General features: G+C 55.0%; 18 protein-coding genes. 16 read left to right on the top strand and 2 right to left on the bottom strand.

The window, feature by feature from the left end; all coding sequences use genetic code 11:
• Window positions 1-11: 11 nt before the first annotated feature.
• The 15 genes from nuoH (at window position 12) to dnaE (ending at window position 18,650) form a co-directional block, all read left to right on the top strand.
• Window positions 12-1,058 (top strand): NADH-quinone oxidoreductase subunit NuoH, encoded by a 1,047-nt coding sequence (gene nuoH, locus J2X72_RS14255; protein WP_310072878.1) that lies wholly within the window; start codon window positions 12-14, stop codon window positions 1,056-1,058.
• Window positions 1,055-1,558 carry an NADH-quinone oxidoreductase subunit NuoI gene (nuoI, locus tag J2X72_RS14260; RefSeq protein ID WP_112530897.1) on the top strand — a complete coding sequence of 168 codons (504 nt, stop codon included), beginning with the start codon at window positions 1,055-1,057 and terminating at the stop codon, window positions 1,556-1,558. The genes nuoH and nuoI overlap by 4 nt, the downstream gene beginning before the upstream one ends.
• 203 nt (window positions 1,559-1,761) lie before the next feature.
• Entirely contained in the window at window positions 1,762-2,394 is a 633-nt protein-coding gene (locus J2X72_RS14265) for an NADH-quinone oxidoreductase subunit J (RefSeq protein ID WP_112530898.1), read from the top strand.
• The gene (gene nuoK / locus J2X72_RS14270; protein ID WP_112530899.1) at window positions 2,394-2,702 is read left to right on the top strand and encodes an NADH-quinone oxidoreductase subunit NuoK; all 309 of its coding nucleotides are present in this window, start codon (window positions 2,394-2,396) and stop codon (window positions 2,700-2,702) included. Before J2X72_RS14265 ends, nuoK begins: the two co-directional genes overlap by 1 nt.
• 7 nt (window positions 2,703-2,709) lie before the next feature.
• Complete coding sequence (gene nuoL / locus J2X72_RS14275; RefSeq protein WP_210002379.1) at window positions 2,710-4,701, top strand: NADH-quinone oxidoreductase subunit L; 1,992 nt, start codon at window positions 2,710-2,712, stop codon at window positions 4,699-4,701.
• Window positions 4,701-6,206, top strand: coding sequence for an NADH-quinone oxidoreductase subunit M (locus tag J2X72_RS14280; RefSeq protein ID WP_310072882.1), 1,506 nt, complete (start codon window positions 4,701-4,703; stop codon window positions 6,204-6,206). The genes nuoL and J2X72_RS14280 overlap by 1 nt, the downstream gene beginning before the upstream one ends.
• A gap of 19 nt (window positions 6,207-6,225) precedes the next feature.
• Entirely contained in the window at window positions 6,226-7,662 is a 1,437-nt protein-coding gene (gene nuoN / locus J2X72_RS14285) for an NADH-quinone oxidoreductase subunit NuoN (RefSeq protein WP_310072884.1), read from the top strand.
• 7 nt (window positions 7,663-7,669) lie between these two features.
• The gene (locus tag J2X72_RS14290; RefSeq protein WP_310072886.1) at window positions 7,670-8,509 is read left to right on the top strand and encodes a biotin--[acetyl-CoA-carboxylase] ligase; all 840 of its coding nucleotides are present in this window, start codon (window positions 7,670-7,672) and stop codon (window positions 8,507-8,509) included.
• Between the two features lie 20 nt (window positions 8,510-8,529).
• A complete protein-coding gene (locus tag J2X72_RS14295; protein WP_310072888.1) occupies window positions 8,530-10,203 on the top strand; it encodes a ribonuclease J in 1,674 nt (557 codons plus the stop codon).
• 10 nt (window positions 10,204-10,213) lie between these two features.
• Window positions 10,214-10,618 carry a methylmalonyl-CoA epimerase gene (mce, locus tag J2X72_RS14300; protein WP_310072890.1) on the top strand — a complete coding sequence of 135 codons (405 nt, stop codon included), beginning with the start codon at window positions 10,214-10,216 and terminating at the stop codon, window positions 10,616-10,618.
• Between the two features lie 2 nt (window positions 10,619-10,620).
• Complete coding sequence (locus J2X72_RS14305) at window positions 10,621-10,890, top strand: DUF1467 family protein (protein ID WP_112530905.1); 270 nt, start codon at window positions 10,621-10,623, stop codon at window positions 10,888-10,890.
• Between the two features lie 580 nt (window positions 10,891-11,470).
• Window positions 11,471-12,811 (top strand): proline--tRNA ligase, encoded by a 1,341-nt coding sequence (proS, locus tag J2X72_RS14310; RefSeq protein ID WP_310072893.1) that lies wholly within the window; start codon window positions 11,471-11,473, stop codon window positions 12,809-12,811.
• Window positions 12,808-14,094 carry a lipoprotein-releasing ABC transporter permease subunit gene (locus J2X72_RS14315; protein WP_310072896.1) on the top strand — a complete coding sequence of 429 codons (1,287 nt, stop codon included), beginning with the start codon at window positions 12,808-12,810 and terminating at the stop codon, window positions 14,092-14,094. Before proS ends, J2X72_RS14315 begins: the two co-directional genes overlap by 4 nt.
• Before the next feature lies 1 nt (window position 14,095).
• Entirely contained in the window at window positions 14,096-14,779 is a 684-nt protein-coding gene (locus tag J2X72_RS14320) for an ABC transporter ATP-binding protein (protein WP_210002399.1), read from the top strand.
• Window positions 14,780-15,167: 388 nt separating this feature from the next.
• Complete coding sequence (gene dnaE, locus J2X72_RS14325; RefSeq protein WP_310073061.1) at window positions 15,168-18,650, top strand: DNA polymerase III subunit alpha; 3,483 nt, start codon at window positions 15,168-15,170, stop codon at window positions 18,648-18,650.
• A gap of 104 nt (window positions 18,651-18,754) precedes the next feature.
• On the opposite strand, the gene J2X72_RS14330 is transcribed toward dnaE, so the two are convergent.
• Both J2X72_RS14330 and J2X72_RS14335 read right to left on the bottom strand, forming a co-directional pair.
• Window positions 18,755-20,086, bottom strand: a complete 1,332-nt coding sequence (locus J2X72_RS14330) for a DNA polymerase IV (protein ID WP_405044715.1) — start codon at window positions 20,084-20,086, stop codon at window positions 18,755-18,757.
• Window positions 20,087-20,169: 83 nt separating this feature from the next.
• Window positions 20,170-20,457 (bottom strand): DUF3572 domain-containing protein, encoded by a 288-nt coding sequence (locus J2X72_RS14335; protein WP_310072900.1) that lies wholly within the window; start codon window positions 20,455-20,457, stop codon window positions 20,170-20,172.
• A 308-nt stretch (window positions 20,458-20,765) separates the two neighbouring features.
• Between J2X72_RS14335 and J2X72_RS14340 the strand changes: the two genes are divergently transcribed.
• Entirely contained in the window at window positions 20,766-21,137 is a 372-nt protein-coding gene (locus J2X72_RS14340; protein ID WP_008122893.1) for a response regulator, read from the top strand.
• The last annotated feature ends 17 nt before the right edge of the window (window positions 21,138-21,154 follow it).

Consider the following 21,154-nt stretch of genomic DNA (forward strand, 5'->3'; position numbering starts at 1 on the left):
AGAAGACTGACATGGAAGAAATTTTCGCAACCTATATCCTGCCGCTGCTGATCATCCTCGGAAAATCACTTCTGTTGCTGGTCGTAATGCTGCTGATCATCGCTTATCTGCTCTATGCGGATCGCAAGATCTGGGCAGCAGTTCAGCTGCGCCGGGGCCCGAACGTTGTTGGGCCATTCGGTTTGCTGCAGTCGTTTGCCGATCTGCTGAAGTTCGTCGTCAAGGAGCCGATCATCCCATCCGGCGCCAACAAGGGAATTTTCCTGCTGGCGCCGCTGGTTTCGTCGGTACTTGCCATGGCAGCGTGGGCGGTTATCCCCGTCAACGAGGGCTGGGCGGTCGCCAATGTTAACGTCGGCATTCTTTATGTCCTCGCCATTTCTTCGCTCGAAGTTTACGGCGTGATCATGGCTGGCTGGGCGTCGAATTCGAAGTATCCTTTTCTCGGCGCCTTGCGCTCTGCAGCGCAGATGGTGTCATACGAAGTCTCTATTGGTTTCGTTATCGTCACTGTTCTGCTTTGCGTCGGTTCATTGAACCTGACAGACATCGTCAATTCACAGAGGGATGGCCTGGGCACAATCGTTGGGCTGCCAAGCTCATTTCTTGATTGGCACTGGCTCGGTCTGTTCCCGATGTTCATCATCTTCTTCATCTCGGCACTGGCAGAAACCAACCGTCCGCCCTTCGATCTCGTTGAAGCGGAATCGGAACTGGTTGCCGGTCACATGATCGAATATTCGTCTACTGCCTTCCTGTTGTTCTTCCTTGGCGAATACGTTGCGATAACACTGATGTGTGCGCTGACGACGATCATGTTCCTGGGCGGTTGGCTGCCACCGGTTGATGTGTGGTTCCTCAACTGGGTCCCCGGGGTCGTATGGTTTCTGCTCAAGCTGTTCTTCTGCTTCTTCATGTTTGCCATGGTGAAGGCATTCGTTCCGCGTTATCGCTATGACCAATTGATGCGCCTTGGCTGGAAGGTGTTCCTGCCTATCTCGCTTTTCATGGTCATCGCGACGGCGGCCTTCCTTAAAATCACGGGTCTTACGCCATGAGTTCGAATACCGGTTCGTTGGCACAAGCTGCCAAATCCCTCCTGCTTCTAGAATTCGTCGGGGCGTTCTTTCTGTCGATGCGGCAGTTCTTTGCTCCGAAGGCCACTTTGAATTATCCATACGAGAAGGGTCCGCTGAGCCCGCGTTTTCGCGGTGAGCATGCGCTGCGCCGCTATCCCAACGGGGAAGAACGTTGCATTGCCTGCAAGCTCTGCGAAGCGATCTGCCCGGCACAGGCCATCACGATCGAAGCAGGCCCGCGCCGTAATGACGGTACCCGCCGTACCGTGCGCTATGACATCGACATGGTGAAGTGCATCTATTGCGGCTTTTGCCAGGAGGCATGCCCAGTAGATGCCATTGTCGAGGGACCGAACTTCGAGTTCGCCACGGAGAGCCGTGAGGAACTTTACTACGATAAGGACCGGCTCCTCGCTAACGGCGATCGCTGGGAGCGGGAACTGGCGCGCAACATCGCGATGGACGCGCCTTACCGGTGAAAATGCGTGCGCGCTTGTGTCCTTGGGGCGATAGCTTCTATCGGACCGGAACATGGGCTAAGAGGCTGCGAACGCGTCGAAATCGCGTGAATCGCATGAGAGCAATCTCTGGGAAGTGGAAACCGGTTTCCCGTCCGGAATTGCTGTAAGACGAAGTTAGAAATGGCAGGAAAGCCCTGCCGGAATGGAAATCGGGGGAACCCATGCTGACAGGTATCGCGGCGGCGTTTTTTTATCTCTTCGCCTTCATAACCGTCGCCAGTGCGTTCATGGTGATTGCGGCTCGCAATCCTGTGCACTCCGTGTTGTTCTTGATCCTCGCATTTTTCAATGCGGCGGGTTTGTTCCTTTTGACCGGCGCCGAGTTCCTGGCGATGATCCTTTTGGTCGTTTATGTTGGGGCGGTCGCGGTTCTGTTCCTCTTCGTTGTCATGATGCTTGATGTCGATTTCGCTGAACTGAAAAGCGGCGCGTTGCAGTATGCACCCATCGGCGCACTTGTCGGTCTGATCCTTGCTGCTGAGCTGATTATCGTTCTGGGCGGATCGGTTTTTGCACCGAAACTGGGAACGGTGGCATTCCAGCCTACGCCGGACGTAGCGACGCGCACCAATACGGCGGCGCTCGGCGACATTCTCTATACAGACTACGTTTACTTCTTCCAGATTGCTGGTCTCGTTCTTCTGGTTGCGATGATTGGCGCGATTGTATTGACGCTTCGTCACAAACCGAACATCAAGCGACAGAACGTTTCAGAACAGGTCGCACGTACGCCGGCAACGGCCATCGAGGTCAAACAAGTTGAAACAGGCAAGGGCCTGACAGAGGTGTCATGATGGAAATCGGTATCGCACACTATCTGACTGTTTCTGCCCTGCTGTTTACGCTCGGCATCTTCGGCATCTTCCTTAACAGGAAGAACGTCATCATCATTCTGATGTCGGTCGAATTGATCTTGCTTGCAGTTAACCTCAATTTCGTAGCGTTTTCCGCTGCTCTGGGCGATTTGGTCGGCCAGGTGTTTGCACTGTTTGTTTTGACCGTTGCCGCTGCAGAAGCAGCGATCGGTCTTGCTATTCTCGTCGTGTTCTATCGCAATCGCGGGTCGATTGCGGTGGAAGACGTCAACATGATGAAAGGTTGACGGGGGCATGCTGTATCTGGCGATTGTCTTCCTTCCGCTCCTTGGCTTTTTGATTGCTGGCCTTTTCGGCTCATCGATCGGTGCGAAGGCGAGCGAATATGTTACGACCGGCTTGTTGATCGTATGTGCGGTCCTGTCCTGGATTGCATTTGCGACCGTGGCATTTGGTCATGGGGAGGCGTTCAAGATTCCGGTTGCGCACTGGATCGAGTCGGGTTCGTTGAGCTTCGACTGGGCGCTCCGCATCGATACACTGACCGTGGTAATGCTGGTTGTCGTCAACACGGTCTCGGCGCTGGTCCATACCTATTCAATCGGCTACATGCACCATGATCCGAATCGGCCACGCTTCTTTGCCTATCTTTCATTATTCACTTTCGCCATGTTGATGCTGGTGACCGGCGATAATCTGGTTCAGATGTTCTTCGGTTGGGAAGGTGTCGGCCTTGCGTCCTATCTTCTGATCGGCTTTTGGTTCAAGAAGCCTTCGGCAAATGCAGCGGCCATTAAGGCCTTCGTGGTCAACCGCGTCGGCGATTTTGGCTTCCTGCTCGGCATATTCTCGCTGTTTGTGCTTTTCGATACGGTTCAGTTCGACACACTTTTTGCTTCCGCTGCGCAATATCTCCCGGCAGAGGGTGCTGCGGAGAGCGGTCAGACGGTCCTGAACTTTCTTGGTTATACGCTCGATAAACAAGGCGCGATCACTGTTGCCTGCCTGCTGCTCTTTATGGGCGCGATGGGTAAGTCTGCGCAGTTTCTCCTGCACACTTGGTTGCCGGACGCCATGGAAGGCCCGACGCCGGTTTCTGCGCTCATCCATGCAGCAACCATGGTCACGGCCGGCGTATTTATGGTTGCCCGCTTGTCGCCAATCTTTGAATTGTCGCATACTGCCTTGATTTTCGTGACATTCATCGGCGCAACCACAGCCTTCTTTGCCGCAACGGTTGGCCTCGTGCAAAACGATATCAAGCGCGTGATCGCTTATTCGACCTGTTCGCAGCTCGGATACATGTTCGTTGCCTTGGGTCTTGGTGCTTACGGAGCTGGCATTTTCCACCTGTTCACGCATGCTTTCTTTAAAGCGCTGCTGTTCCTTGGTGCAGGTTCCGTGATTCATGCTGTTTCCGATGAGCAAGATATGCGCCACATGGGCGGTCTTCGTACGTTGATCCCCAAAACCTACTGGATGATGATCGTCGGGACTGTTGCCCTGACAGGATTGGGTATTCCAGGGACACTTATCGGTACGGCGGGGTTCTTCTCGAAGGACATGATTATCGAATCCGCATTCGCGTCGCATAGCCCAATGGCAAGCTACGCCTTCATTCTCCTTGTCGTAGCGGCGATCTTCACCAGCTTCTATTCATGGCGTCTGATTTTCATGACCTTCCACGGCAGGCCACGCGCCAGCCACGACGTGATGCATCATGTGCATGAATCACCCTATGTCATGCTGGTTCCATTGTTCATTCTGGCTGCGGGCGCGCTGTTCGCCGGTGTTATATTCCGTGAGTATTTCTTCGGTCATGAGTATGCGGAATTCTGGAAGGGAGCGATCTTCACGGGGCCGGAAAACGAAATCCTCGAAGAGCATCATCACGTGCCATTCCTGGTGGCGATGTCACCCTTCCTCGCGATGGCAGTTGGATTCATCGTTGCCTGGTACTTCTATATTCGCTCGCCCGAGACACCGAGACGGCTCGCTGCACAGCATCCTGGCCTCTATCAGTTCCTGCTCAACAAGTGGTATTTTGATGAGCTTTACGACTTCCTGTTCGTGCGTCCGACCAAGGCCCTTGGCCGGTTCCTGTGGAAGCAGGGCGATGGCTGGTTGATCGACGGGCATGGTCCGGACGGAATCTCCGCGCGCGTGGTTGACGTCACCAACCGGGTCGTTCGCCTGCAGTCCGGTTACCTTTATCATTATGCGTTCGCGATGCTCATCGGGGTCGCCGCACTCGTCACGTGGATGATGCTCGGGAGCAATTTCTGATGACTGACTGGCCAATACTCTCGACTGTTACCTTCCTGCCATTGGTCGGTGCTCTACTTGTCCTGATGATCCGGGACGATAGCGATGCCGCGCGCCGCAACATCCGCAATGTGACCCTGTGGACGACGATCATTACGTTCCTGTTGTCATTGCCTATCTGGTACTATTTCGACAACGGCCAAGCCGGCTTTCAGTTCGTCGAGAAAGCTGACTGGCTCGACTCTGGAATTTCCTATCACATGGGCGTCGACGGCATTTCAATGCTGTTCGTCATCCTAACCACGTTCCTGATGCCGCTATGCATTCTGGCGAGCTGGGAAGCGATCCAGACACGGGTCAAGGAGTATATGATCGCGTTTCTGGTTCTCGAAACGCTGATGATTGGCGTGTTCTGTGCGCTCGATATCGTGCTGTTCTACGTGTTTTTCGAAGCCGTTCTCGTGCCGATGTTCATCATTATCGGTGTCTGGGGTGGTAAGAGACGCGTCTATGCCAGCTTCAAATTCTTCCTTTATACCTTGCTCGGCTCGGTGCTGATGCTACTTGCCATCATGGCGATGTACTGGCAGGCCGGTACGACGGATATTCCAACCTTGCTTGCCTACAAGTTCCCGGCGTCGCTGCAGACTTGGTTATGGTTTGCCTTCTTCGCCTCGTTTGCGGTCAAGATGCCGATGTGGCCGGTGCACACATGGTTGCCGGATGCCCACGTTGAAGCGCCGACGGCGGCATCCGCCATTCTGGCCGGCATCCTGTTGAAGCTTGGTGGTTACGGGTTCATTCGTTTCTCGCTGCCGATGTTTCCGATCGCATCGGCCGATTTTGCACCGCTGATTTATACGCTTTCAGTCGTCGCTATCATCTACACGTCGCTTGTTGCGCTGGCGCAGCAGGATATAAAGAAGCTGATTGCCTACTCATCCGTTGCCCACATGGGCTATGTCACGATGGGCATCTTCGCAGCCAACGAGCAGGGCATTCAAGGCGCGATCTTCCAGATGCTCTCGCACGGCCTGGTATCCAGCGCGCTGTTTCTCTGTGTGGGTATTGTCTACGACAGAACCCATACGCGCGAGATCGCGGCCTATGGTGGCCTTGTCAACAACATGCCGAAATATGCGGTCGTGTTCATGATCTTCACCATGGCCAACGTTGGTCTCCCCGGCACGTCGGGATTCATCGGTGAGTTCTTGACATTGCTTGGCGTTTTCCGAGTCAACACTTGGGTTGCCCTGTTCGCAACCAGCGGCGTCATCTTCTCGGCGGCGTATGCGCTCTGGCTCTATCGGCGCGTTATATTCGGAAGCTTGGACAAGGAAAGTCTGAAGTCGCTTCTGGATATGTCACCGCGTGAAAAGGCAGTGATCTACCCGCTCGTGATCCTGACAATTTTCTACGGCGTGTATCCGATGCCCATCTTTGATGCGACGGCAAGCTCCGTACACGCTCTGATCAATCAATATAATAACGCACTTTCGTCAGCGGCCACATTGGCGTTGAAATAGCAGGAAGAGGCCAAGGCCGATGCAGACCGACATGATTGCCAACCTGACGCTTATGGCTCCTGAACTCCTGATAACGGTGGGTGCATTGGCGCTCCTGATGATCGGTGTGTTCTCGGGAGAGCGTGCCTATTCGCTTGTCAACAGTCTAACGGTAGCAATCTTGCTCGTAGCGCTGGCGCTTGTCGTTCTGTTTCCGCAGGACGGTCACGTCTTCGGTCGTGCATTCGTCACCGATCCCTTCTCCCGCTTCATGAAGGTCCTGACCCTGGTCGGATCTATAGTGACGCTTGTCATGTCGGTTGGTTTTGCCAAGTCAGAGAAGTTCGACAAGTTCGAATTCCCGGTCTTGGCTCTTCTGGCGACCCTCGGCATGATGCTGATGATTTCGGCCAATGACACACTATCGCTCTATCTCGGCCTGGAACTGCAGTCGCTTGCACTCTATGTCGTCGCTGCCATCAACCGTGATAGCGCACGCTCGACGGAAGCTGGCCTCAAATATTTCGTTCTCGGGGCGCTCTCTTCGGGCATGCTCCTATACGGGATTTCTTTGGTGTATGGCTTTACAGGGCATACCGGTTTCGAAGCTATTGCACAGGCACTGAGCAGTTCCGAACGGCAGCTTGGCGTTGTCTTTGGTCTCGTGTTTATCTTTGCGGGTCTTGCCTTCAAGATTTCCGCGGTACCGTTCCACATGTGGACACCGGACGTTTATGAGGGCGCGCCTACGCCGGTCACCGCCTTCTTCGCGACTGCGCCGAAAATGGCAGCCATGGCATTGTTTACCCGTGTTGCCGTTGAGACCTTCCAGCCTATCACCCGTGATTGGCAACAGATTATCGTGTTTATTGCGATTGCATCCATGGTCCTTGGCGCGTTCGCCGCTATTGGCCAGCGGAACATCAAGCGTCTGATGGCCTATTCATCGATCAGCCACATGGGCTATGCGCTTGTCGGGCTCTCCGCCGGTACACTGGTGGGTGTCCGCGGCGTTGCGATCTATATGCTGATCTATCTGGTCACTACACTTGGCACGTTCGCTTTCATTCTTGCCATGCGTCGCAAGGAGGGCAATGTCGAGTTGATCGGCGATCTTGCCGGTCTGTCACGGACGAATCCGATCATGGCGACTATCCTGACGATCCTGATGTTCTCGTTGGCCGGTATTCCGCCACTCGCTGGGTTCTGGGGCAAATGGTATACGTTCCTTGCAGCCATGCAGGCCAACCTTTATGCGCTGGCTATTATTGGTATCGTGGCGTCGGTCGTCGGTGCATTCTACTATCTGCGCATCATCAAGATCATGTGGTTCGACGAACCGGTGGGCGCGTTCGTACCCATGGCAGGCGAGTTGCGCCTGGTCCTTGGAGTATCCGGCCTGCTGGTGCTATTCTACGTCCTGGTGGGCGGCCCAGTCAGCACGTTTGCTAACGCCGCCGCCAAGACGTTTTTCTAGGAGCCCGATGGGATTCTCACTTTCGCCTCTGGCAGAGCAAGACGGCTTTCGGCTGGAGGCATTCGATACGATCGGCTCGACCAACGCCGTGGCGTTGGAACGTGCGCAGGCGGGCGATCCCGGAAAACTTTGGATCGTCTCCAAACAGCAGGAGAGCGGCCGCGGAAGGCGAGGACGCGCCTGGGCGACCTCACATGGCAATCTTGCTGCTTCGCTGCTCCTGACCGGAAACTTCGAGCTGAAAACCGCCGCGACACTTGGCTTCGTCGCTGGGCTGTCCCTTGCCGATGCCTTGGATGCTGTTTGTCCCGCGGCGGCATTCAAGGTCGGCATCGATGGAGCGGGGCATGCCGGGCGAGGCAAATCAGCTTTACGAGTTGAGCTGAAATGGCCAAATGACCTCTTGGCAGACGGTGCGAAGCTTGCCGGCATTCTTTTGGAATCGACACAACTGCCAGACAATCGCTTGGCGATTGTTGTTGGTATCGGTGTCAACGTAGTCGTCTACCCTGAGGATGTTCCCTATCCAGCTACTTCGTTGGTGAAGCTTGGAGCAAATTGCGACGCGGATACACTTTTTCTGGCGTTGTCCGATGCGTGGGATGAAAACAGCAGAATCTGGAGCGACGGCCGAGGGCTGGCGGAGATTCGCAAGCGCTGGCTTGCAAGGGCGGCAGGCGTCGGCAGCGAAGTTGCCGTCCGAGTCGACGGAGCGGTGCTGCGTGGTATATTCGAGACTATCGACGAAGACTGCCGCTTTGTCATTCGCGACAATGAAGGCGAACGGGTAAAGATTGCCGCTGGCGACGTTCATTTTGGCGCAGTCGCGTCGGCGCGCGCTGAGTAGATTTTAGTTCAGGGGTATAAATGGCTAGTTCCGATCAAGCAGAACTTGTTTTCCTGCCGCTAGGCGGTGTCGGCGAGATCGGGATGAACCTGGCTATGTATGGCTACGGTCCTGCGCACAAACGTGAATGGGTCGTAGTCGACATGGGCGTGAGCTTCGCCGGCCCGGATCTGCCAGGCGCTGATCTGGTGTTGCCGGATATTCGTTTTTTGCAAGCGGAACGCCACAATCTAAGGGGCATTGTCATTACGCATGCCCACGAGGATCACTACGGTGCGTTGCTTGACCTTTGGCCGTTACTGAACGTTCCCGTTTATGCGACGCCCTTCGCGGCGGGCCTGCTTGCTGCCAAGCGCCAGTCGGAACCTGGTGCGCCGAACATTCCAGTAACCATTTACCGTGCGGGTGAGACCTTTAACGTTGGTCCATTCGAGTTCGAGGCGATTGCCGTTACCCATTCCATTCCCGAGCCCGTTTCGCTGGCTATCAAGACACCACTGGGCACCGTAATTCATACCGGCGACTGGAAGATGGATCCGGAACCATCGCTCGGACCGCTCATCAACGGAGCGCGGTTTCGCGCGCTTGGCGACGAGGGCGTGCTCGCGATGATGTGCGATTCCACCAATGCTTTGCGCGATGGCGAGTCCCCGTCCGAGCGCGAGGTGGGCGAAAGCTTGCGTGAGATCATTGAGAATGCCCGCGGCCGCGTTGCGATAACGACTTTCTCATCGAATGTCGGGCGCATTCGCTCGATAGCCTTGGCGGCGCGCGATGCCGGCAGACAAACGCTGGTTCTTGGGCGGTCAATGAAGCGGATGATCGATGTAGCAAGCGAGCTCGGCTATCTCGATGGCGTTCCCGAATTTCTGTCCGAGGACGACTACGGCTACGTTCCGCGCGAAAACATGGTGATCATCTTGACTGGCAGCCAGGGCGAGCCGCGCGCGGCGCTTGCCAAGCTTGCGCGCGACGAAATGCGAAACGTTGCATTATCGGCTGGCGATACGGTGATTTATTCTTCGCGTCCGATTCCCGGCAACGAAAAGCCGATTATCGACACGAAAAACCTCTTGATCGAGCAGGGCATCCACATCATTTCCGATGGCGATCAATTGGTGCACGTCTCCGGTCATCCACGCCGCAATGAATTGAAGCGCATGTACGAGTGGGTGCGCCCGCGCATCCTCGTACCTGTACACGGCGAAGCCGCGCATCTGGTTGGACAGGGGTCGCTGGCGGCGATGGCAGGAATTCCGGAAGTGCCGCAGGTGCGCAACGGTGACGTACTGCGTCTTGCGCCGGGCAGGGCAGAAATCATTGACCAGGCTCCGATTGGCCGCTGGTACAAGGACGGTAAGCTGATCGGTGACGAGGAAGAGGTTGGCATCGTTGACCGCCGCAAGCTTTCCTATGTCGGACATGTTGCGGTTTCGATGCTGCTTGACGAGAAATTCAACATCCTGGAGGACCCTGAAATTGTTCCGATCGGGCTTCCGGAAAATGATGCCGAAGGTGAGCTGCTCGAGGATCTGCTGTACGATGCAGCGGTGAGCGCGGTGCAAAGTATTCCGCGCGAAAAACGCAAGGATATTGCCATGGTGCGCGAAGCAGTACGCCGGGCAGTTCGCGCCGCAGCCAATGAGGTCTGGGGAAAAAAGCCCGTGGTTACGGTTTTCGTCACCCGCCCATAAGGAAACGCCCATGCTGGGACGTCTCAATCATGTCGCGATCGCCGTGCCGGACCTGGAGGCCGCGTCCGTGATCTATCGCGATACACTTGGTGCAAAACTGACCCAGCCACAAGCATTGCCGGAACATGGTGTCACCGTTGTCTTCATCGATGTTGGCAATACCAAGATCGAATTGTTGGAACCTTTGGGTGCGGACTCGCCCATTGCCGCTTTCCTGGCGAAAAACCCGTCGGGCGGTATGCACCATGTCTGCTACGAAGTGCCCGATATCCACGCGGCGCGCGATCGGTTAATAAAGCAGGGTGCGCGCATTCTTGGTGACGGCGGACCGAAGATCGGCGCGCACGGCAAGCCCGTTATCTTTCTTCACCCGAAGGATTTTGGCGGAACGCTGATTGAACTGGAGCAAGAATAAGAATGCCAATCGCGACGGCAATGGCGGTGTATTTCATATTTTGGTGGCTCACTCTTTTCACAATGCTGCCGATTGGCCTTCGCACGCAAGCTGACGAAGATGATGTGACGCTGGGAACAACGCCCAGCGCACCGCACAAGCACCGCATGGGCCGGGTTTTCCTGCTGACGACGATCGTGGCCACTATCATATTTGCCATCTTCTATGTCGTGAATGAGGTGCTGGGTTACGGCGTAAACGATCTGCCGGTTTTTTTCCCGCAGCTGGACTAAATTTCGCCCGTCAGAGCGACACGCCACGAACAAAATCAAATTAGCTTGCTAATGAAATTGGATGCGCTGCCAGTGCGTAGAATCCAACGTGGTCTTTGTTGGAATTCCATTCATGACGAAGTGTTGGAAGCCGAAGCGTCAGCAGGCAAATGATATGTTACTTGAGGAAAATACAGCAACGTGTTGATTCAAAAAAACAGACAAAAAAAATGCAAGGCTTTCACCTTGCATTTTAAAGATCGCGTCTGACCAAATCCACTTGCGTGGCGGCTGCGGAAAACCGCGCCTAGGTCACATCCTCCCAAGACTTTGACCGCGTAGGAAAGCAGAAATATTCTTACTTTCTCCTTATGATTAAAAAAATAGCGGACTGCCTGCGAAATGTCACGAAAAATATTCGTTCTTGTCATTTTTTGCTTACAAATCCAGCAAGGCGGTGAATCTCCTATAAATAACTGCCCGTTTCATTTGGCGTCACGGGTTCCCAATCCACCGGGAAGCCGGTAAAGAAACATCACTTTGCACTTGGTTTTGCCTGATTCTTAAAGCACTCAGGCGATGTTCAATTTGGTGATTCTCCATGCGGCTTTCCCGTTACCTGTTACCCATTCTGAAAGAAAACCCCAAGGAGGCGGAAATCGTCTCCCACCGCCTGATGTTGCGTGCCGGTCTGATACGCCAGGAATCGGCGGGCATCTATGCCTGGTTGCCGGCAGGTCTGCGGGTTCTGAACAAGGTGAGCGCAATTGTTCGCGAGGAGCAGAACCGTTCCGGTGCGATTGAGCTTCTCATGCCGACAATCCAGTCTGCGGATCTTTGGAGGGAAAGCGGACGTTATGACGCCTATGGCGACGAGATGTTGCGCATTAAGGATCGCGGTGATCGCGACATGCTCTTTGGTCCGACGAATGAGGAGATGATCACCGAGATTTTCCGCGCTTACGTCAGATCTTACAAAGACTTGCCGCTTAACCTTTATCATATCCAGTGGAAATTCCGCGATGAGCGGCGTCCGCGTTTCGGGGTCATGCGGTCGCGCGAATTCCTGATGAAGGATGCCTATTCTTTCGATTTGGATTTTGAGGGTGCGAAAGCGGCATACAATCGCATGTTCGTTGCCTATCTACGCACGTTTTCGCGACTGGGTATCAAAGTCATTCCCATGCGGGCCGATACGGGTCCGATTGGCGGTGACCTCAGCCACGAATTCATCATCCTCGCCGATACGGGCGAGAGCCAGGTATTTTGCGATCGTGCCTATCTCGATCTGCCCGTGCCCGGTCCCGATACCGACTTTAATGATGACGCGCAGATTGCCGATATCGTTAAGCGTTGGACCACGCCCTATGCTGCCACCGACGAAATGCATGACGAGGCCGCTTGGGCGAAGGTCGGTGCTTCGGAGCAACTCGCGGCTCGCGGCATCGAAGTGGGCCATATTTTCCACTTTGGAACAAAATATTCGGAACCAATGGGCGCCAAAGTAACGGGACCAGATGGCAAGGACTATCCGGTTTCAATGGGCTCCTACGGTATCGGGCCATCACGCGTGGTCGCTGCGATCATTGAAGCGTCGCATGATGAAAATGGCATTATCTGGCCGAAAGCCGTCGCGCCATTCGGTGTGGGCATTGTGAACATGAAGCCTGGCGACGCAGCCTGCGATACCGTTTCGACCAAATTGTATGATGCGTTGACAAATGCTGGCCTTGAACCTCTGCTCGACGATACGGATGATCGCCCAGGTGCCAAATTCGCCACCATGGATCTGATTGGTCTACCGACACAGGTCATCGTCGGTCCGCGCGGTGTCGCGGCGGGCGAGGTCGAGATCAAGGATCGAGCGACCGGCGAGCGTGAGTCCTTGAGTATCGAAGCCGCGCTTAACAAGCTCGCGGGCGTTCAGGCAGGCATTTTATGAGCGAAAAGGCAGTCACCGCGCCGAACGGTTCCAAGCCGTTCTCAGCCTATGAACGTATGATCGCCTGGCGCTATTTGCGCGCCCGGCGCAAGGAAACGTTCATTTCCGTGATTGCCGGGTTCTCGTTTACGGGGATCATGCTTGGTGTTGCGACTTTGATCATCGTGATGGCGGTGATGAATGGCTTTCGCGCTGAACTTTTGACGCGCATCCTCGGCATCAACGGTCATGTTATCATGCAGCCGATGGATCGGCCTTTCGACGATTACGATGCGGTCATCAAACGCGTCGACGCTGTCCCCGGTGTCTCCTTTGCCATTCCGGTTGTCGAGGGACAAGTGTTGGCCAAGGGCAATGTCGGGGCAGGGGCCGGAGCCCTGGTACGCGGCCTACGCGAGGAAGACATTGCGAAACTTCAGCTTGTTTCCAAAAACGTGCGCCAAGGTACGTTTCAGGGATTCAACACGGCTGGCGGCGTCGCTATTGGAACCCGTATGGCTGAAAATATGGGTCTCGGTCTCGGTGATAAACTTACCCTGATATCTCCGGACGGGGATGTGACACCGCTTGGCATGGCTCCGCGTGTCAAATCCTATCCGGTTACAGCCATATTCGAGATCGGTATGTCGGAGTATGACGCATCGATTGTACTTATGCCGCTCGATGAATCGCAGCTTTATTTCAACCAGGAAAACAAGGTTCAATCGATCGAGATATTCGCCGATAATCCCGACAATATCGACGCGTTGAAGAAACCGATCGAGGATGCGGCGCAACGGTCGATCCTGTTGACCGACTGGCGTCAGCGCAATCAGACGTTCTTTTCCGCCCTTCAGGTTGAGCGCAATGTCATGTTCATGATTCTGACGCTGATCGTGCTCGTCGCGGCTCTCAATATCATCTCCGGGCTGATAATGCTCGTGAAGGATAAGGGGCATGACATTGCCATCCTTCGGACCATGGGGGCGACGCGAAACTCGATCCTGCGCATCTTTCTTATGACAGGCGCTGCGATCGGTGTGACCGGAACGATTGCAGGTGTGGTTCTCGGCATCGTTGTATGTCTCAACGTTGAACGAATCAGAGAATTCTTTTCCTGGATTTCCGGAACCACGCTGTTCAATCCTGAACTCTATTTCTTGAGCACCTTACCCGCCAAAATGGATTTCAACGAGACCTTCTCGGTCATCCTCATGGCATTGGTCTTGTCATTTCTGGCAACGCTGTTTCCCGCGTGGCGCGCAGCCAAGCTCGATCCAGTTGAAGCCTTGAGGTACGAATAAAATGGTGGCAGGCCCAATTTTGCAGCTGATGAATGTCGGCCGCCGTTATGACGAGATTGGCCGTGAGTTGGTCATTCTCAACGATGCCAGCTTTACGCTTGGCAAGGGCGAGATGGTGGCGCTTGTCGCGCCTTCCGGGGCCGGCAAGTCGACACTGTTGCATACGGCTGGATTGCTGGAGCGGCCAGACAGCGGCGATGTCGTTCTCGACGGCAGGTCCTGTGGTTCCCTTTCCGATGAGGAGCGTACAGCCATACGGCGAAACGACATCGGCTTTGTCTATCAGTTCCATCATCTTCTGCCGGAATTCACGGCATTGGAGAACGTCATGATGCCGCAACTAATTCGCGGCATGAAGCCAGCTGTGGCATCCGAGCGCGCGCAGCAGCTACTCGATTACATGAAGGTTGGCGCCCGTGCTTCGCACCGTCCAAGCGAACTTTCCGGCGGCGAGCAACAGCGCGTGGCTATTGCCCGTGCTGTGGCGAACGCACCCTTGGTGCTCCTCGCTGACGAACCGACAGGCAATCTCGATCCCGTGACATCTTCCTATGTGTTCGAAGCACTTGAAGCGCTTGTGAGACAGTCGGGGCTGTCAGCCATGATCGCCACTCATAATTTTGAGCTGGCGCGCCGTATGGACAGGCGGGTGACCCTCAAGGACGGCAAAATCACCAACCTCTGATCGCGCCCCCTTCATTTTCCATTAACATTTCGAAAACCATAGCGCCAATGGGCGATGGATAGGCTTGACTTTGGAACAAAAATAGAACAAAAGACATACATACAGACAACGAAGAAGGGTTTTACCGATGAGCGAACTTTTCCAGGATGTTATGTCATTCGTTACAGTCAGCCTGTTCATTGCGACGTTTGCAATGTGGGTCAGCGCAATCTGATGGATCAGGGGTCGCTGAGATCGGAAATCCTGCGATCCCATTTCGTCCACTGTCGAAGGAGGCAAAAACCTCAAATCGGGTGGACACTTCATCGCGCATGTCGGACTATACCGGCGCGGTGAATCAATTTCTCCGTTGAAGTTTTCGGAGACAGAATAATTGGCAGATGGACAGATCAACGGAAGTTTAGGTGTCGCAAGCAAACAAACGCTGCGCTTCGTCCACCTTCGAGTCCATTCTGCGTATTCCTTGCTTGAAGGTGCCCTGCAGGTCCCAAAAGTCATTGATCTCGCAGTTGCCAACAAGGCACCGGCGATTGCGATTACGGACACTAACAATCTTTTTGGGGCTCTGGAGTTTGCCCAGAAAGGCTCGAAGGCAGGTCTGCAGCCAATTATTGGCTGTCAGCTTGATATCGCCTTTCATGACCAAGCGGAGGAAAGCCGCAGCGCTAACAGACGCGAAGCGTTGGGACTGGCGCCGCTCGTCCTTCTTGCGGCCACCGAGGCAGGTTATGCCAATCTCGTGCGCCTTGTCAGCCGCGCATACCTGGAAACGCCAGCTGGTGATCCGGTGCATATCACGTCGGCATGGCTCAAAGCCCGTACTGACGGTATCATCGCTTTGTCTGGTGGTCCTGAAGGCCCCATCGCCAAATCGATCAAGGACGATCGGATTGATCGTGCACGGCAACGGTTGAACTATTTGAAATCGCTGTTTGGTGATCGGCTCTATGTCGAGCTCCAGCGCCATCGTGGTTACGATCGCGCGTTGGAAGCAGCGCAGGTTGAACTTGCCTACGAACTGGAGCTGCCGCTCGTCGCGACGAACGACGTATTTTTTTCCAAAAGTGCTGATTATGAAGCGCACGATGCACTTTTGGCTATTGCCTCCGGCTCGCTCCTGTCGATTGACGATCGCCGCAGGTTGACGCCGGACCACTATCTCAAGAGTGAAGACGAGATGGTGGACCTGTTTACCGATCTGCCTGAGGCGGTTGAGAACACTGTCGAGATCGCACTGCGCTGCTCCTACTATCCCAAGAACCGTGCACCGATTTTGCCGCGCTTTACGGGCGAGAGTGATGATCCGGAAGCGGCCTTGCAGGCCGAGGCCCATGAGTTGGCCCGTCAGGCGCGGGAAGGCCTTGCCCAGCGGATCCAGACTTTGGGGCTAGCCGGTGGCCATACAGCCGAGCAATATTCGGAACGGCTGGAATACGAGATTTCCATCATCACCCGGATGAAATATCCGGGTTACTTTCTTATCGTTGCCGACTTCATCAAGTGGGCCAAAGCTCATGATATCCCAGTCGGTCCCGGACGTGGATCAGGCGCCGGGTCACTTGTCGCCTATGCCCTGACGATCACCGATGTCGATCCCCTGCGTTTCTCTCTTCTCTTCGAGCGCTTTCTCAATCCGGACCGCGTCTCGATGCCGGACTTTGATATCGACTTCTGCCAGGAACGCCGCGATGAGGTTATTCGCTATGTTCAGGGCAAATACGGCCGTGATCAGGTAGCTCAGATCATAACCTTCGGTACGCTTCAGGCCCGCGCCGTATTGCGCGATGTCGGGCGTGTATTGGAAATGCCCTATGGTCAGGTTGACCGCCTGACCAAAATGGTGCCGGCAAACCCTGCAAATCCTGTGACGTTGTCCAAGGCAATCGAAGACGAGCCGCGTCTGCGGGAGGAGCGTGACAAGGAGCCAGTCGTCGAGCGATTGCTCGACATATCCTTGAAGCTGGAAGGGCTTTATCGCCATGCTTCGACCCATGCGGCGGGTATCGTCATCGGTGACCGGCCGTTGTCGGAACTTGTACCGATGTATCGCGATCCGCGCTCGGATATGCCGGTTACGCAGTTCAACATGAAAATGGTTGAAGAGGCCGGGTTGGTCAAATTCGATTTTCTTGGTCTGAAAACGCTGACAGTTCTGCAGACCGCCGTCAATCTCGTCAAACGGCGCGGCATCACGATGGATCTTTCGAATCTGCCCTTCGATGACAAGCCCACTTACGAGATGCTATCCCGCGGCGAGACTGTCGGGGTGTTCCAGGTGGAAAGCACCGGCATGCGCAAGGCGCTGATCGGCATGCGGCCCGACCGGATCGAGGATATCATCGCTCTCGTCGCGCTCTATCGGCCGGGTCCGATGGAGAACATTCCGACCTACAACGCGCGCAAGAATGGCGATGAGGAGATGGCGTCGATCCATCCGAAGATCGATCATCTCGTCAAGGAGACTCAAGGCGTCATCATCTATCAGGAACAGGTGATGCAGATCGCGCAGGAAATGTCGGGCTATACGCTCGGCGAAGCCGATCTCCTCCGGCGTGCCATGGGCAAGAAGATCCGAGCTGAAATGGACATGCAGCGGGTCCGGTTCGTTGATGGTGCCGTCGAGCGCGGTGTGACCAAGCCGCAAGCCAACTTCATCTTCGACCTGCTCGCCAAGTTCGCCGATTACGGTTTCAACAAATCCCACGCCGCGGCCTATGCAATCGTGTCGTTTCAGACGGCCTACATGAAAGCCCACTATCCGGTAGAATTCCTTGCCGCATCAATGACATACGACATGTCCAATACGGACAAGCTCAACGATTTCCGCCGGGAGGCGGTACGTCTTGGCATCGAAGTCGTCACTCCATCGGTCAATACGTCGTATCGTTTGTTCGAGGTCGGCGAGAACCGCATCTTCTATTCGCTGGCGGCCATCAAGGGTGTTGGCGAAGCAGCTGTCGATCATATTGTCGAGAAGCGCGGTGCGACGCCCTACACCGGCCTCGAGGATTTCTGCGAGCGGATCGACCCGCGTGTCGTCAACCGCCGCGTCTTCGAAAGCCTTATAAATGCTGGGGCATTCGACTGTTTCGGGCGTGAACGGCCTGCGCTAATTGCCGGGCTCGACCGGATCATCGGTCATGCACAACGCACGCAGGAAGACAGCATCAGCGGGCAGGCGGATATATTCGGAGGAATGGCCGCAAGTGCCCAGACCATCCAGCTCCCCGCGGCTGCGCCCTGGCTTTCGGCCGAGAAGTTACGGCGCGAATTCGAGGCGGCGGGGTTCTACCTCTCGGCGCATCCGCTCGACGAGTACCGGGCGGTGCTTGAAAAGATGCGCGTCCAGACCTGGTCGGAGTTTTCGGCGGCGGTCAAACGTGGCGCCAATGCGGGGCGTCTAGCCGGGACAATTACGGCCAAGCAGGAGCGCAAGACCAAAACCGGCAACAAGATGGGAATCATCCAATTCTCTGATTCTTCAGGACAATTCGAGGCGGTACTCTTTTCTGAAGCCCTCTCTCAGTACCGCGACCTGCTTGAACCCGGTCGCTCCGTTGTGGTCACCGTTGGTGCCGAAGACCGCCCGGAAGGCATCAGCCTGCGCATCCAGACGGCCCAATCGCTCGAAGATGAGGCAACGCGTATGCAGAAGGCACTGCGCCTTTATATGCGTTCCAGCGACCCATTGACCGCCATTTCTCCCTATCTGGTGCCACAAAACGACGGCCAAGTCGTCAGTCTGATCCTGATCAAGGAGAATGGTGCATCCGAGGTCGAAATCGAATTGCCGAACCGTTATCGCGTTGGACCACAGGTCGCCAGTGCCATGAAAGCCATACCGGGAATTGTGGAGGTCGAGATGGCCTGAGGGCCGGAGCCTCAACCAGTCACAACTGAATTGCAATTGCGGATTGAGATTTTCGTTCCAGATTCGGCTATTCTTGCGCAAGATCCGGACAATCTTATCTCATTTTACCGGTTTTCGTTTGAATCCGTATCATCGGGCAGAGCTTCGACACGCGATTTGACCCTGCCGAACGTGTATCCGGTCTCCACAGCATGGTTGCCGAATTTCCCGCGGAGTTTGTCTATTGCCGTTTCGGCAACCGCACGTTTAGTTGCCTGGACATCGACAAGGTCGCGCGGGTCGGCGCGATCATCGTTACCAAGGTCGCTGACGCCGATTCCGAGCAGACGAAATCGCGTGCCGTCGACTTCTTTTTCGAGCAGCGAAAAGCCGGTCCGGAAAATCCGGTCGGCCAGTTGTGTCGGATCGGCCAACTGGCGGTTTCGGGTTCTGAGTTTGAAATCCCGAGTCTTCAATTTAAGGACGACGGTCCTTCCCGCGATGTCAGCCGCTTTGAGGCGCCTCGACACCTTTTCCGATAACGACCGCAAAATCGGTGTGAGCTCTTCAAGCGATGCGATATCTTCATTGAAGGTGGTTTCAGCGGATACACTTTTGCTCTCGCTGTCGGGTTCGACGCGGCGTGTATCAAGTCCCCGCGACAGACGGTAGAGCCGCTGCCCCATGGTACCATAGGCAGCCATCAAGGGGCCAAGCTCCATCGTCTGAAGCTGGCCGATGGTGCGAATGCCATCGCGCTCCAGCGTTGCATTGAACGCCTTGCCGACGCCCCATATCAGGGTCACCGGTTTATCGGCGAGAAAAGCGGGTGCCTCTTGTTGTCCGATGATAGAAAAACCACGGGGCTTCTGAAAGTCCGAGGCGATCTTCGCCAAAAACTTGCAGTACGAGATACCGACCGAAACGGAAAGCCCCATTTCTCGTTCTACCCGATTTGAAAAATGCGCCATCACCCGGGAAGGTGGATCGTGATGCAGACGCTCTGTCCCTGACAGGTCCAGAAAAGCTTCATCGATCGACAACGGCTCGACCAAAGGTGTCAGATCGCGCATCATCTGCCGGATTTCGCGACCAACCCGGGCATATTTTTCCATATCTGGACTGATGACCACGGCGTGCGGGCAAGCCTCCAGAGCCTTGAACATGGGCATTGCCGACTTCACACCATGGATGCGGGCGACGTAGCAAGCTGTTGAAACGACGCCGCGTTTGCCGCCGCCAATAATGACAGGCTTGTTTCGCAATTCAGGATTGTCGCGCTTTTCCACCGATGCATAGAAAGCATCGCAATCCACATGGGCGATGCTGAGGCGATAAAGCTCCGGATGGCGCACGAGACGTGGACTTCCGCAGGTATGGCAGCGGCGTCCTTCCGATGTCTGGGCTGCCAGACAGTCACGGCAAAAACCAAATCTCGGATCGTTGAGGGTTGCCATGGGGGTCCGGAACATAAAAGGAACGAGCAGACCTTAGCGAAGGTGCCTTTACCTTGCAACGACAGCCTAAGCCTATCAACCGTTCAATCGATATCTTGCCGGCCACCAGGAAGGAGCCGAAGTGCTTCCTGGAAGAGGGCAGGGTCTGTGCTTGTTGCCTCGCAATAGCGCATTAGCGTCGGTTCGTGCCCGAGGTAGAATTGGAGAACACCCGCCAGAAATCCCGGTTCGCCGGCCGCCGTCCGAATCTGATCGGCGGTAATTCCGGTCAAAGCAAGGAACCTGGAAAGCAGCTCACTGTCATCGGCCAGGAATATCAAAGCATTGATGGCCAAGGTTTCCGCTTCGCCGAGATTGATCTGATTCCCCATTTACACCGCCTGCCCATGGTTTGCCGGGTCCTGCAACCCAGAATAGTACGTCTCACAGTCTTACATCCAGTTTCGCGTGCCCAAATTTCGCTATAGCCGGTTGAATATGATCAAAAGAAGATGTTCAATAAATCCTTGGTTAAACATGATCAGCAGCATTTCGGGATTGGGCTGAAGAGTTACCTTTTCATCAATCATCACAGGCTATCAAATGCATCCATACAGTTGGGGCTGCGACCTGATCCTTTGTCCCATAGTTCTTCACGGACGGCGCGCGTCTTTCAAGTATGATCAACAGGAAATTGCCGATGGTAAAGAAAGTGATGATCGTCGAGGATAATGAGCTTAATATGAAGCTCTTCCGCGATCTTATTGAAGCCAGCGGCTATGAAACCATCCGGACCCGCAATGGGCTGGAAGCGCTTGATCTGGCTCGCGAACATCGGCCGGATCTGATCCTTATGGATATTCAGCTACCCGAGGTGTCGGGTCTGGAAGTCACGAAATGGCTGAAGGCAGACGACGATCTGCACGTAATCCCGATCATCGCCGTTACTGCTTTTGCCATGAAGGGCGATGAGGAACGTATCCGGCAAGGTGGCTGCGAGGCCTACATTTCAAAACCCATCTCGGTGCCGAAGTTCATCGAAACCATCAAATCGTATCTTGGCGACGCTTGACCGTCAGGGGAGTTAAA

The organism is Phyllobacterium sp. 1468, assembly GCF_031455525.1.
Lineage (GTDB): Bacteria > Pseudomonadota > Alphaproteobacteria > Rhizobiales > Rhizobiaceae > Phyllobacterium.

Coding starts and splice junctions, on each gene's coding strand:
- J2X72_RS14320 (WP_210002399.1), top strand. CDS start 14,096: ATGGTGGCAGGCCCAATTTTGCAGCTGATGAATGTCGGCCGCCGTTAT.
- J2X72_RS14305 (WP_112530905.1), top strand. CDS start 10,621: ATGCCAATCGCGACGGCAATGGCGGTGTATTTCATATTTTGGTGGCTC.
- nuoI (WP_112530897.1), top strand. CDS start 1,055: ATGAGTTCGAATACCGGTTCGTTGGCACAAGCTGCCAAATCCCTCCTG.
- J2X72_RS14290 (WP_310072886.1), top strand. CDS start 7,670: ATGGGATTCTCACTTTCGCCTCTGGCAGAGCAAGACGGCTTTCGGCTG.
- J2X72_RS14335 (WP_310072900.1), bottom strand. CDS start 20,457: ATGGGGAATCAGATCAATCTCGGCGAAGCGGAAACCTTGGCCATCAAT.
- J2X72_RS14315 (WP_310072896.1), top strand. CDS start 12,808: ATGAGCGAAAAGGCAGTCACCGCGCCGAACGGTTCCAAGCCGTTCTCA.
- J2X72_RS14330 (WP_405044715.1), bottom strand. CDS start 20,086: ATGGCAACCCTCAACGATCCGAGATTTGGTTTTTGCCGTGACTGTCTG.
- nuoN (WP_310072884.1), top strand. CDS start 6,226: ATGCAGACCGACATGATTGCCAACCTGACGCTTATGGCTCCTGAACTC.
- proS (WP_310072893.1), top strand. CDS start 11,471: ATGCGGCTTTCCCGTTACCTGTTACCCATTCTGAAAGAAAACCCCAAG.
- J2X72_RS14265 (WP_112530898.1), top strand. CDS start 1,762: ATGCTGACAGGTATCGCGGCGGCGTTTTTTTATCTCTTCGCCTTCATA.
- nuoL (WP_210002379.1), top strand. CDS start 2,710: ATGCTGTATCTGGCGATTGTCTTCCTTCCGCTCCTTGGCTTTTTGATT.
- nuoH (WP_310072878.1), top strand. CDS start 12: ATGGAAGAAATTTTCGCAACCTATATCCTGCCGCTGCTGATCATCCTC.
- mce (WP_310072890.1), top strand. CDS start 10,214: ATGCTGGGACGTCTCAATCATGTCGCGATCGCCGTGCCGGACCTGGAG.
- nuoK (WP_112530899.1), top strand. CDS start 2,394: ATGGAAATCGGTATCGCACACTATCTGACTGTTTCTGCCCTGCTGTTT.
- J2X72_RS14340 (WP_008122893.1), top strand. CDS start 20,766: ATGGTAAAGAAAGTGATGATCGTCGAGGATAATGAGCTTAATATGAAG.
- J2X72_RS14280 (WP_310072882.1), top strand. CDS start 4,701: ATGACTGACTGGCCAATACTCTCGACTGTTACCTTCCTGCCATTGGTC.
- J2X72_RS14295 (WP_310072888.1), top strand. CDS start 8,530: ATGGCTAGTTCCGATCAAGCAGAACTTGTTTTCCTGCCGCTAGGCGGT.